Source organism: Pedobacter sp. UYP30, from assembly GCF_040547165.1.
Lineage (GTDB): Bacteria > Bacteroidota > Bacteroidia > Sphingobacteriales > Sphingobacteriaceae > Pedobacter.
In genome coordinates this window covers 458,747-472,006 of sequence record NZ_JBEPPD010000001.1, presented here as the reverse complement: position 1 = coordinate 472,006, position 13,260 = coordinate 458,747, and the positions used below count along the sequence as shown (strand labels likewise).

Below are 13,260 nucleotides of genomic sequence, written 5' to 3'. Positions count from 1 at the left end.
CCATACAAAGATACATATAATTCCCTTTTTTTTAGGTCAAATTGAGTTTTTTTCTGGAAGGTTGTTTAGGTCGAACTATTTCTGCTAACGTTTTGGAAATTTGTGCAGAAATGGCATTGCTTGCAGAACCATTGTCGCACCGCACAGACCAAAGTTAATAACGAAAAACCCGAGTTGAATCACTGTCAGCCATTTTTGAACAAATTTGCTGTTACCTGTTGGTGTTTTTTTGTTAGTTAAGTTCTCCATTTTTCCAATAATCTTCTGCAATGTCAAATTTCAATAATACGTCTTTACTGATTTTTTTATAAATGTCGCCAAGACCAAACAAATATTTTCTGTCATAACGAAACCAGTTGTCTGTTGAACTTCCTTCTTTATTTGAATTAATTCGCTTTCGTTTATATACGTCGTGTGCAGTCAGCTTATTAGGTTTAATTTCAAGTCCCCAAGGAGTTGTAAAACCGTCTGGTTTACAATTTGCAAGTTCAATTACAAAACCGCCACCGCTTCTGTCAAATTGAAAAGTTAATAGATTTATTCGTTCAGATGTCTGTCTTCTAAAGTGCGGAAAAGAACCCTTGAAATTTAATTGTCTTAATTTAGGAACAACAATTTCACTTAAGTTTTTTATCATTTCGTCTCTTCCTAAACTACTCATATTAAATCTCTAATTTCCTTCCTTTCGAGTTTATGCGGTCTGTAACACTTGCAGGTAACTTATATATAGGAGCTATAAACATTCCGTAATAAACCCAAAGTGGCGATATTACGGGCGTTTTACCTCTCATTAATTGCGTAAATATAGCAAACTTCATAAATCATCAAACGGGCTTTTTATATTTTGTAAACTTTTGGTGCTTACATGTGTATATATTTCGGTGGTCTTGCTGCTCTTATGTCCCAAAATTTCTTGTATATATCTCAAATCGGTTCCGCTTTCTAATAAATGTGTAGCATAACTATGTCTAAGCCAGTGCAAGGTTACCGGTTTGGCTATCTTTGCCTTTTGTAAAGCTTGCTTTAGCACCTGGGCTAAGCTTCGTTCATCGTATTTGGTGCCCTCTTTTTGTCCTTCAAAAAGCCAAGTCTTTGGTTTGTAAACCTTATAATAGCTTCGTAACATCTCTAATATTCTGCTGCTTAATGGCACAATTCTATCCTTTTTGCCCTTTGCTTGTCTAATAATAATGATCATTCGTTCTCCATCTATATCTTTTGGCCTTAGGTTAATCAATTCACTTCGCCTTAAACCACAGCTGTAAATTACGCTTAACATCGTTTTGTGTTTAATATTGCTGTGGGCATCGAGTATCTTCTTTACTTCGTTTTTGCTTAATACATTTGGTAATAATTTTTCTGTTTTGGGCCGATATATTTTTTCTACAACGATAGCTGTCTCTCTAATCGTTGCAAAATAAAGTTTAATGGCATTCACAATTTGGTTTTGATAGGAAGAAGAGAGGTTGTTTTTCAAAATATAGTCTTGATGATAAAGCATAACATCGGCATTGTTGATGTCTGCAACATTTTTATCGTTAAAATATTTAAAAAAAGATTTTAGTGCTTCCACATACGTTTTAATAGTACTTGTGCTATACCTTTTGGTTAATAAGTAGTTGGTGAAATTTCTTATGGCTTCTTGCTTTTCTTCGTTTAGCGGGTTGAAAACTAATTCTTTTAACTTAAAGAGCTTTCTATTTGCAGGAATATCTGGCAAATGCCAAACTTTTAAACTCTGGCTCCATTTGGCTCCATTTAAATTTTTAAAGCGATTTATCAATTCGCGCGTGTTGGGAAAATACACTGCAATGCGCCTTTGGTTCCGATGTGTTATAAGCTTAACTTCTATTGCCATTTTACAGCTGTTTAGTGCTGTTAAAGTTAATGAAAATCTGATTGTTATAGGTTGATTAGAGGTTTAGCCGGCGAGGTGTTTAGTCGTTTGGTTATTCAGTTTGCGATATGTTTTACAGATTAAAACGGTTTTGGGATACTTGGTGGTGGCTGTTTCGGGGTGGCATGCGGCCTGGATGGTAAGGGCCGAATGCAATGAGGGTTAAGTTTTTTCTTTCAGAAAAAAAACTTAACGGAACCCCTGCACAGCCAGAAATTGCCGCCCAAAAAAAGGGAACAAAGAAGAAAGACAAAAAAAAACGAAAAACGACTAAACGGAAGTTAAATGTTACGGGTTATGAGTTAAAAGTATAAACGACCAAACAAAAGGAAGACTGAGGTTTAGGTTAATGTTGAGCGAAAACAAAGACTAGCGAAAAACGACTAAACGACAAACGGAAGGCTGAGGTTGAGGTTGAGGCTGAAAGCGAAAAAGCCGAAAGCTAAAACCAGCACATACAAAAGTTTTTTATCCTCAATTTCTAAATACTTAATACTAACTACTAAACTCAATGATGCTTTTTCAAACTTCGGTAACAAACCACCAACGCAATACAGGTAAGAAAACCTGCCATTAAAAACGGGGCGCCGGGTAAATAAATGGATGGGGTTTTGGCCGTAAAATAGGCAAAAAGCCCGGTCATTAAAATCGGCCCGATGATGGAGGAAACGCTCATTAAACCGGCCATTATGCCTTGCAGTTCTCCCTGCTCATTTGAGGCAATTTGATTAGAAATTAACCCTTGCAAGGCCGGGCCGCTAATGCCAGCAAGCGCGTAAGGGACCATAAACGCAAACATCATCCACCCTTGGTTGGCCAGCGCAAACAATAAAAAACTTATGGCATACAAAAGCATGCCTATAAAAATAGCTTTCTTATTGCCGAGCTTTGGAATGATAATTCTAATTAAACCACCCTGAACAATGGCAACGGTTAAGCCAACAAAACCAAGCGAATAGGCCACTAGCTTTTCATCCCATTTAAATTTTTGCATGGTGTAATAAGTCCAGGTGGACTGGGTGGCCTGTGCAGCAATGTACAGCAACAAAATAGAAGAAAGCAAGCCGATAAGTGCTTTGTACCTGCTTACCTTTTTTAGCGCCCCCCATGGGTTTGCGCGTTTCCACTCGAAAGCACGTCTATTTTCCTTACCCAAACTTTCGGGCAAAATAAAATAACCATACAGCCAATTTAACAAAGATAGTCCGGCGGCGACCATAAATGGAACTCTAAGTCCGAAACCAACGGTTAAGCCGCTAATTACTGGGCCAATAATAAAACCTAACCCAAATGTGGCGCCGATTAACCCAAAATTCTGTGCCCGCTTTTCTGGTGTAGAAACATCGGCAATGTAGGCCGAAGCGGTGGTAATGCTTGCCCCGGTTATGCCAGAAACAATTCTACCGATAAACAACCAAAATATAGTAGGGGCGAAGGCTAGGAACAAATAATCTAGCCCCATGCCAAATAAAGAAATAAGCAAAACGGGGCGCCTGCCATATTTATCGCTCAAAGCCCCAAAAAAGGGGGCAAAGAAAAATTGCATAATTGCGTAAGAAAACAACAACCAACCGCCATATTTCGAGGCCGCATTTAAATCTCCATGAATTAACGTTTCTATTAACTTCGGAATAATGGGGATGATGACCCCAAAGCCTATGCAGTCTACCAAAACAGTGATAAAAATAAAACTTAAGGCAGATTTTTGATTTGCAGGCATTTCTAAAAATAAGAACGTAAAAGTATTGATAATTTTGCTTTTAAGGGCATCTAAACATCAATAACGGATGTTATCCAGAGGTTTTCTGTCCTCAAAACTTTTCAACAATGGCATATTTAAGCATATTTTTGTTAAATTCGCAAGGTTAAACTATTAGCTTTTTAAAATCGTTTTTAACAACGATAAAAACAATTATGGCAGAAGATTTAGAAAATCAACAGAACGACAAAATAATTCAAATCAACATCGAGGAGCAGATGAAATCTGCTTATATAGATTATTCGATGTCGGTTATTGTATCTAGGGCTTTGCCCGATGTAAGAGATGGCTTAAAACCTGTACATCGCCGCGTATTGTACGGCATGCTAGATTTAGGATTGAGCAGCTCGAAACCACATAAAAAATCTGCCCGTATTGTGGGCGAGGTTTTAGGAAAGTACCACCCACATGGCGATGCCTCTGTATATTTTACCATGGTGCGTATGGCCCAAGATTGGAGCTTGCGTTACCCAATGGTAGATGGACAGGGAAATTTTGGCCACATAGATGGCGATTCGCCTGCGGCAATGCGTTATACCGAAGCGCGTTTCTCTAAAATTGCAGAAGAAATGCTGGCCGACATTAATAAAGACACGGTAGATTACCAGTTTAACTTTGATGATACCTTGCAAGAGCCGACAGTGCTGCCTGCAAAAATACCGAACCTTTTGGTAAACGGATCATCTGGAATTGCAGTGGGTATGGCCACCAACATGGCACCACACAATTTAACGGAAGTAATAGATGCTACCATTAATTTTATAGACAATAGAGAAATTACCATAGAGGAATTGATGAAGTTTGTAAAAGCGCCAGATTTTCCTACCGGTGGAATTATTTATGGCTACGCGGGCGTAAAAGAGGCTTTTGAAACGGGTAGGGGTCGCATAATGATGCGCGGAAAAGCAGAGATAGAAAATATTAAAGACAGAGAAGTTATTATTGTGACAGAGATACCTTACCAGGTAAATAAGGCACAAATGATTGAGCGTACTGCAGAATTGGTGGGCGACAAAAAACTAGAAGGCATTTCTAATATAAAAGACGAATCTAACAAAGATGGCATTAGAATAGTTTACGAGATAAAGCGCGATGCAAATGCGGCGATTGTGCTAAATAACCTATATAAGTATACTGCACTGCAAACTTCTTTTAGCGTAAACAACATTGCACTAGTAAAGGGCCGACCACAAATGCTTAACCTTAGGGATCTTATCTTTCATTTTGTAGAGCATAGGCATGAAGTAGTTACACGCCGTACCAGATACGAACTAGCAGAAGCAGAGAAACGTGCCCACATTTTAGAAGGTTATTTAATTGCTTTAGATCATTTAGATCAGGTGATTAAATTAATTAGGGCATCTAATACACCAGAAGATGCCCGCCTTGGTTTAATTGAACAGTTTGCATTAAGCGATATCCAAGCTAGGGCAATTTTAGATATGACCTTGCGCCGTTTAACTGGTTTAGAACGCGATAAGATTAAAGAAGAGTATGCAGAGCTGATGAAAACCATCGAATATTTAAAATCTATTTTGGGCGATGAAGGCTTAAGAATGGAGATTATAAAAAGCGAGCTTTTGGAAATTAGGGAGAAATATGGCGATGAGAGAAGAACTTCCATCATCCATTCTGCCGAAGACATGAGCATGGAAGATTTCATCGAAGATGAAGAAGTTGTAATTACCATTTCGCACGAAGGTTATGTAAAACGTACGCCAGCAACAGAGTTTAGGGCGCAGGGTAGAGGAGGAAAGGGAGCTAAAGGCAGTACCTCTAGAAACGAAGATTTTATAGAGCACATGCTCATTGCCTCAAACCACAATTACATGCTTTTCTTTACAGAAGCTGGACGATGTTTCTGGTTAAGGGTGTATGAAATTCCAGAGGGATCTAGAACGAGCAAGGGTAGAGCGATCCAGAACATTATTCAAATACCGAAAGAAGAAAACATTAAGGCATACATTAAAGTTAAAAATCTAAAGGACAAAGAGTATTTAGAAAACAACTTTATCATTATGTGTACCAAAAAAGGGGTAATCAAAAAAACATCTCTAGAGGCGTATTCTCGTCCGCGTGTTAATGGTATAAACGCCATAAACATTAACGATGGCGATATGTTGTTAGAGGCTTGTTTAACTACCGGAGAGAGCGAAATTGTTATGGCCCTAAAGTCTGGAAGAGCCATTAGATTTAATGAGAGTACCGTTAGAGCCATGGGAAGAACTGCCACTGGCGTAAGAGGAGTGAGGTTGGCAACAGAACAAGATGAGGTAATTGGCATGATTGCTGTTAATGATTCTGAGACAACGGTATTGGTGGTATCAGAAAAAGGCTACGGGAAACGTACAGATATTGAAGATTATCGCGTTACCAATAGGGGTGGAAAAGGTGTAAAAACCATTAACATTACCGAAAAAACCGGCGCGCTGGTTTCTATAAAAGGAGTTACAGATCAAGAAGATTTGATGATCATTAATAAATCGGGCATTGTAATACGTATTGCAGTTGCAGATTTGAGAGTTATGGGCAGAGCGACACAGGGCGTTCGTTTAATTACATTAAAAGGAAATGACGAAATTGCATCGGTAACCAAAATAGATCATGAAGAAGATGTAGAGACTGATTCTGAAGTACTAGTAGAGAGCGATGCCGAGGCATTAGAAGAAAGTGTTGAGCGTGCTGAGCCTGAAGAAGAAGCTGGTGAAGACGAACAAGAAGATGAGAACACTGAAGAATAATTAAAATAATAAAAACAGAATTAACATTATGAAAAAATTAATTTTAAGCATCGTTTTTGCTACTGCCGTAAGTCTTGCTTTTGCACAAAAGGGAGAAATTGCCGACGCAAAAAAAGGTTGGAACGTATTCCAGGCGGTAGGCACTAACTTGCCACTTGATAAAAAAATAAGCTCGTTAAAAGAAGCTTTGGCGCATGCAACTACCGCCACGCAGAACGACAAGACTAAAGATTCTCCAGAGGCTTGGTCTTATAAGGCTTTGTTATCTTCGTCTATAGCGATAGCAGATACATTAGATAATGCAAACTCAGATGCTAATGTGAAAATTGCTGAAGATGCGGTAGTACAAGCGAAGAAATTAGACGCCAAAGGTGAGTTTAAAGATTTAATAACTTCTGCTGATGAAAACGTGGTTATTGCAATAAAAAATGCCGGATTTTTAGCGTACAACAAAAAAGATTTTAAGAGGGCTTACGATAACTTCATTAAAGCTCAAGATATAAACCCTAATGATACGGCCATGGTGTTGAATGCCAGTATTTTGGCTAAAAACTTAGAAAATTATCCAAAGGCGATAGAACTTTCTAAACGTTTGTTAGAGATGAATAATCCGCAAAGCGAAGGTATTTATACCGATATTATAGGTATGGAGCTTAAAAACCAAAAAGATACTGTTGCCGGTTTGGCCACTTTAGAAGAGGCAAAAGCAAAATTTCCGGAAAATATAAATTTTATCACCACAGAAACAGATATTTATATCAAAAAAGGACAGATTGATATGGCAGAGAAATCTTTGTTGAAATTGGTTGAGAAAGATCCAAAAAATGCGCTCTATCAAGCTGCTTTGGGAAATGTTTATCTACAGCAGGCCTACAAGAAACAAACCGAGCTTGGAAATATAGATCAAGTAAAAAAGAAAGCAGAATACACAAAAGCAAAAACAGAAAGAGATGGTTTGGTAGACAAGGCAATGCCATTCTATTTGAAAGCTAGCGAGTTAGATCCGAAAAATCTTTCTGCTCTAGATGGTTTAAAAACAATCTATTTCTTTAAAAACGACACAAAAAATTACGAAGCGATTAAGAAAAAAATAGGGGAAGCTGGGGCAACTAAGCAGTAATAAAGATTCTAATTGTAAAAAAGAGCCCTAATTAATTTTGGGGCTCTTTTTTTTTGCATATTTTTACAAAAATTGTGTTAAAACATTAGGCCTACATGAGAAAAACTGCAACAATTGCTTTATCTATATTTGTTTTTATTTCTGTAAATACATTTGCGCAGAAAACCCAAATTCTAATCGCCAGAAATTCTGTGGGAAAACTTCAGCTATCTATCCTAAACAAAGAAGACAATACGAAGCAGCTCGACCCTGTAAAGGAAGGGCTCAAAGCAATAGAGTCTGCGGAGAACGATAAGAAAACAAAAGACTGGGCAGAAACCTGGGCAATTAAATCCTATTTAAATTCTTATGCCGCAATTATCGAAACGGATGCAAACGCATCGCAAAGCTTTTACAATACCGCAGTTGATGCGGTTAAGCAAGCGCGAAAGCTAGACCGTTACGATGATAATTCTGGATTGATAAAAGCTTCTGATCACAACCTGCTTATTAAAAAACAAGATATTGGCAATCAGTATTTCGTAGACAATGATTTTAAATTGGCTTTTACCAATTTAAAGGAGGTTAGTGATAATTTTCCTGCAGATACAACCTTGGCACTCAATACCGCAATTTGCGCTATAAATTTGCAGATGTATACTGATGCAATGACGTATTTTAAACGTGCTGTAGAAAATGGAATCAGGAATCCGGCAGTTTATCAAAAAATGGCTCAGATTTATAGTGCCAAGTTTGATGATAAGACTGCATTGGCAACATTAGAAGAGGGATTGGCCTTAAATCCACAAAATATTGTTCTTACCAATGATTATATTAATCTTTTGATAGATGTCGCCAACTATCCAAAAGCACTGGCATTAATTAATGGTCAGATTAAGGCAACGCAAGGAGATAAATTGTTATATTATCTCGTGGGTTATTTGGAACAAGCAACAGGTAATAAATCTAACGCAATTCTTTCTTATAATCAGGCCTTAGAAAAAGATCCAAATTATTTTGATGCCATGTACCAACTTGGTCTAGCATTTATAGAAGCCGGTAATAATGAATTGAAAAGCAGCGATCCCAATAAAAACGAAAAATATAAATCATTTATAAACCGTGCGGAAATTGCGTTAGAGCATGCTAACGAGATAGATCCAAATAGCAAAAACTGCGTACAGTTGCTGATCGATATTTACACTAGAAAAAACGAGCTAGACAAAGTGCAGGAGCTTGAATCAAAATTGCGGGAATTCTAGCCAATATTTATTGTGCAAGACAATATTTATCTCGTTATATAGCCGCCGCGAGATATTTCTTATGATTGACAGGACAATACATGGTATTCTTAAGTTACTAACATTGGGGTTAGAGCGGGTGGTTAGATTGAGAATGCCTGCACTTGTTTAGACTGAGTCTCTGTTCAACTTAACATAATATTAATTATAAGACAAAATATCCTGTTGTAATTTATCTTGCGATCTAGAGTTATTCTCAAACCCAATCAATTCCTTTTCTTAGCAACTGTAAGGTTTTATATTCTTCAGAATCTTTTAATGGCTCATAGTTGTAAACCCAATTGGCTTGTGGTGGTAAACTCATTAAAATAGATTCAATCCTACCATTTGTTTCCAGACCAAATTTTGTACCCGAATCATACACCAGGTTAAACTCTACATATCGGCTTCTGCGTTGGAGTTGCCAAGCTTTCTGAGCTTCTGTAAATGCTTTGGTTTTATTTAGGTTTATAAGTTCTGTATAAGTTGGCGCAAAAATTTTTCCCACAGCTACCGAGAACTCTAAGATTTCATCCCAAGAAAGCTCGGTATTTTCTGGCTTCAACCGATCGTAAAAAATTCCGCCAACACCGCGAGTTTCGTCTCTATGCTTAATAAAAAAATAGTCATCAGCCTGTTTCTTAAATTTTGAATAAAAATTTGGATGAAAAAGATCACATGTTGCTTTAACTTGCTGATGAAAGTATGTAGCTTGTTTCTCTATAACATAATGCGGTGTTAAATCAATGCCGCCACCAAACCATCGTGTTTGATCATCTAGTTCGAAATACCTAATGTTCATGTGGATAATCGGCACCATTGGATTTTTTGGATGGATAACAATAGATACGCCAGTTGCGAAAAATTCTGCTTGATCTACACCAAATGCCTTTTTAACACTTTCTGGCAAAACACCATGAACGGCAGAAAAGTTAACACCGCCTTTCTCTATAACTTCGCCGTTTTGCATAATGCGCGTGCAACCGCCTCCGCCACCTTCTCTACTCCACAATTCTTCCTCAAAAGCCCCGCTCCCATCTGCCTTTTCTAAAGCCTTACATATTTCATTTTGAATTGCTTTGTACCTCTCTGCAACTTTATCTTTAAAATTATCCATTCCCACACATTTTCTACAAACTTAGGGCTATATACTGTTTTGCGCCTAGTTTTGTTCCTTTAATACAATAAACTGACAGATACCTCGCCTAGCTAATTTCTAGGTAATCTAAATCTTTGTTAAAACTCTCTTTTAATTTACTTAATGCAAACATGGCTATTGCGGTAAGCAAACCCATTACAATATAAGCAGCCGTAATATTGCTATACTTTTGAGCAAGAAAAACAAAAAGCATGTTAATTGGGATAAGTGCTCCCCTAACAAAATTAGGTGCGGTAGTAGTTACGGTGGCGCGAATGTTGGTACCAAATTGCTCTGCCGCAATGGTTACAAAGGTAGCCCAATATCCCACAGAAAAACCCATAAAAAGGCAAAGCCAAATAAAAGTATTGGCTGTTAAACCAAAACTATTAAGGTAGACAGCTACACTTATTAAGCTGATAATGTGGAAGATAAAAACAGTTTTTTTCCTCGATTTTAGAATTTGAGCTAGAAAGCCTGTAACCACGTCGCCAATGGCAATTCCAAAATAGGTAAACATAATGCCCTTGCCGGCATCTAATGTCTCCTTAGCGCCAAGTTCCATTCCAAACTCTCTACACAAGGTAATTAACACGCCGACCACAAACCATAAAGGCAGACCTATTAAGATACAATACAAATATTTTAGGAACCTTTTTTTATCAGAGAACAACATAAAAAGATTTCCTTTAGCTATTTGCTCATTTTTGATAACATTTTTAAACATCCCCGATTCGAATGTGCCCAGCCTTAGTAGCAATAGAACTAAACCCATACCGCCGCCTACAAAATAAGAAGTCTGCCAACTAAAATTCTCGGCCACGGTTGCAGCCACAGCAGCTCCAAATAGCCCAACGCCAGCAACAATCATAGTTCCATAACCCCTTTTGTTTTTATCCATTGTTTCTGCAACCAAGGTAATACCCGCGCCAAGCTCTCCTGCCAGTCCAACACCGGCAAAGAAACGGATTAAAGCGTAACTGTGGACGGTGGTGGCAAAACCATTTGCAATATTTGCTATTGAGTACAATAAGATAGATCCAAACAATACTTTTATTCGCCCAAGCTTATCTCCCAAAACTCCCCATAAAATACCACCCAAAAGAAGGCCAAACATTTGAGAATTGATGATGTATATCCCTTCTGTTTTTAAATTCGCAGCGCTAACTCCAATACTTGTTAAACTTTGAACCCTAACTACAGAGAATAAAACAAGGTCATAAATATCTACAAAATAGCCAAGCGCAGCCACAACAACTAAAAAAATTACATTTCGGTTTTGTTTGAGTTTGTCGTGCATTTAATTGTCGGTTAGCGGCGTCCAAACTAGCAATTATTTATAAAAAGAAAAAGCCTCTTTTCGTTTTATCGAAAAGAGGCTCGTCGTTAATTTTTTACGCCTTATTTTGGCATCAATACTTGATCAATTACATGGGTTACGCCATTGCTATCCATAATATCTGGAATGGTAACAGTTGATCCATTAATCATCACTTTACCGTCTTTAACCGATACTTTTAACTTTTCACCTTGAACAGTTGTTAATTCCATACCATCTTTTAAGTCAGCAGCTTTTAGAGCGCCCGAAACTACGTGATAGGTTAAAATTTTTGTCAAATCAGCCTTCATGGCTGGTTTCATTAAATTCTCTAAAGTTGCTTTCGGAACTTTATCAAAAGCTTCGTTAGTTGGTGCAAATACAGTAAAGGGGCCTTTACCACTTAAAGTTTCTACCAAACCTGCAGCTTTAACCGCTGCAACCAATGTAGTATGATCCTTAGAGTTTACGGCGTTTTCTACAATGTTTTTAGATGGAACCATCATTGCTCCTCCAACTTCAACACCTTTGTCGCTCGATGCCATCATAGAAGTATCCTTCATAGAAGTATCTGTCATGGTGGTAGAACTCATGGTAGTGCTATCTGTTGAGCTACTGTCTGTCTTTGGAGAATTACACGCAGCGGCCATAGCAACAACTGCCACACCCATAGCAACATTTAAAAATTTCTTTTTCATTTCTTGAGTTTTTTATTTATGTTTTGTTTGCGTGTATATACGTTTGAAATATGGTTTTAGTTTTATTTTATCTCATAATTAATTCGGTTGTTACATTTTAGTACTTTTACCAGCTTTATAATTCATAACAAAATCTATTATAAACGATAATTAGTCACCTTTTTTTGTATATGATTGTTTCAGAAAAAACATTAAGATGGGCGTTAAACTTATATCCTCCTTTGTTGTTTCAGCGGATTTGGATAAAAAAATTTCATCCCGGATTTTTAGGTGTTGATGTAAAGATTAGTAACAGCCTGTTAAATAGAAACTACAATGGTTCTATTTTTGGCGGTTCTATTTTCTCTGCAACAGATCCATTTTATGCAATTTTATTTGACCAACTGATGCAGCGTAGAGGTTTTAAAGTGCGCGTTTGGTTAAAAAGCGCCTCTATTCAATATTTAAAGCCGGGCATGACTACCTTGTACTTTTCTTTGAAGATAACCGAAGACATGATTGCAGACGCAGAACACAGTTTAAGAACCAATGGGAAATTTGTAAAAAGCTATCCAATCCTATTGTTCGATAAAAAGGGAGATTTATGTGCATCGGTAATGAATGAGGTATATTTACGCAACAAATTTGAAGGAGAGAACAAGAAAGTATCCATTTGACAGCAGCCTTCTATCTTATGAACATCAAAAGATTGATATTTGAGGGAGAGAACGATAGAATCGACTTTAAAAAAACGATCAGCAGTTCGCCTAAAATCGCAAAGACCTTAGCCGCTTTTGCTAACCATAAAGGAGGCAGTTTACTAATTGGTGTTGCAGACGACGGCAAAATTACTGGGGTTAAGGCAGAGGATGAAGAAAAATACATGATCCTTACCGCGGCCAGTCAGTTTTGCAAACCGATTATCGAATGCAGTTTTTTAGAAATTTATATAGATGAAAAATTAGTATTGGTAGCAAACATTCCAGAGAGCGATAAAAAACCGCACTATGCAATGGATGAACAAAAAAAATGGTGGGCATTTATAAGGGTGGCAGATAAATCTGTCCTGGCTAGCAAAATTGCTTTAGAAGTTTTAAAGCAGACAAAAAATAAAAATGGAATGCTTATCTCCTATTCAGATAGTGAAAAAAAATTGATGAGCTTTTTAGCAGAATACGGAAAAATAACACTTAGAGAGTTTAGCAAATTGCTAAGGTGCTCGCACAAAAAAGCACAAAAAATTTTGGTAAGTCTTATTGTTACCAATGTAATAAAAGCACAGGGATTAGAAAAAGAAGAATATTTTACTGCCGTAGATTAATTTTAAAAAGTTAAACACGCAAAACATCAA

11 protein-coding genes are annotated in these 13,260 nt (G+C 37.3%); 5 read left to right on the top strand and 6 right to left on the bottom strand.

The features are described 5' to 3' along the window. Nucleotides 1–232: 232 nt before the first annotated feature. From ABIB40_RS02205 to ABIB40_RS02195, 3 genes are all read right to left on the bottom strand, one after another. Nucleotides 233–661 (bottom strand): DUF4304 domain-containing protein, encoded by a 429-nt coding sequence (locus ABIB40_RS02205; RefSeq protein WP_354355488.1) that lies wholly within the window; start codon nt 659–661, stop codon nt 233–235. Between the two features lie 153 nt (nt 662–814). Beyond that, the gene (gene xerA, locus ABIB40_RS02200; protein ID WP_354355486.1) at nt 815–1,858 is read right to left on the bottom strand and encodes a site-specific tyrosine recombinase/integron integrase; all 1,044 of its coding nucleotides are present in this window, start codon (nt 1,856–1,858) and stop codon (nt 815–817) included. A gap of 547 nt (nt 1,859–2,405) precedes the next feature. After that, nucleotides 2,406–3,617, bottom strand: coding sequence for a TCR/Tet family MFS transporter (locus ABIB40_RS02195; protein ID WP_354355484.1), 1,212 nt, complete (start codon nt 3,615–3,617; stop codon nt 2,406–2,408). Nucleotides 3,618–3,811: 194 nt separating this feature from the next. On the opposite strand from ABIB40_RS02195, the gene gyrA reads away from it, so the two are divergent. The 3 genes from gyrA (at nt 3,812) to ABIB40_RS02180 (ending at nt 8,758) form a co-directional block, all read left to right on the top strand. Then, nucleotides 3,812–6,397, top strand: coding sequence for a DNA gyrase subunit A (gene gyrA / locus ABIB40_RS02190; RefSeq protein ID WP_354355482.1), 2,586 nt, complete (start codon nt 3,812–3,814; stop codon nt 6,395–6,397). A 28-nt stretch (nt 6,398–6,425) separates the two neighbouring features. Then, nucleotides 6,426–7,517, top strand: a complete 1,092-nt coding sequence (locus ABIB40_RS02185; protein WP_354355480.1) for a tetratricopeptide repeat protein — start codon at nt 6,426–6,428, stop codon at nt 7,515–7,517. Nucleotides 7,518–7,612: 95 nt separating this feature from the next. Then, a complete protein-coding gene (locus tag ABIB40_RS02180) occupies nt 7,613–8,758 on the top strand; it encodes a tetratricopeptide repeat protein (protein WP_354355478.1) in 1,146 nt (381 codons plus the stop codon). 235 nt (nt 8,759–8,993) lie between these two features. Here the strand turns inward: ABIB40_RS02180 and hemF are convergent, their stop codons facing one another. From hemF to ABIB40_RS02165, 3 genes are all read right to left on the bottom strand, one after another. After that, nucleotides 8,994–9,893: an oxygen-dependent coproporphyrinogen oxidase gene (hemF, locus tag ABIB40_RS02175; RefSeq protein ID WP_354355476.1), complete on the bottom strand. Its 900-nt coding sequence runs from the start codon at nt 9,891–9,893 to the stop codon at nt 8,994–8,996. 88 nt (nt 9,894–9,981) lie between these two features. After that, nucleotides 9,982–11,214 carry an MFS transporter gene (locus tag ABIB40_RS02170; protein WP_354355474.1) on the bottom strand — a complete coding sequence of 411 codons (1,233 nt, stop codon included), beginning with the start codon at nt 11,212–11,214 and terminating at the stop codon, nt 9,982–9,984. Between the two features lie 101 nt (nt 11,215–11,315). Continuing rightward, nucleotides 11,316–11,930 carry a fasciclin domain-containing protein gene (locus ABIB40_RS02165; protein WP_502931042.1) on the bottom strand — a complete coding sequence of 205 codons (615 nt, stop codon included), beginning with the start codon at nt 11,928–11,930 and terminating at the stop codon, nt 11,316–11,318. A 170-nt stretch (nt 11,931–12,100) separates the two neighbouring features. Between ABIB40_RS02165 and ABIB40_RS02160 the strand changes: the two genes are divergently transcribed. Both ABIB40_RS02160 and ABIB40_RS02155 read left to right on the top strand, forming a co-directional pair. After that, nucleotides 12,101–12,586 (top strand): DUF4442 domain-containing protein, encoded by a 486-nt coding sequence (locus ABIB40_RS02160; protein WP_354355472.1) that lies wholly within the window; start codon nt 12,101–12,103, stop codon nt 12,584–12,586. Nucleotides 12,587–12,603: 17 nt separating this feature from the next. After that, nucleotides 12,604–13,230, top strand: a complete 627-nt coding sequence (locus tag ABIB40_RS02155; RefSeq protein WP_354355470.1) for an RNA-binding domain-containing protein — start codon at nt 12,604–12,606, stop codon at nt 13,228–13,230. The last annotated feature ends 30 nt before the right edge of the window (nt 13,231–13,260 follow it).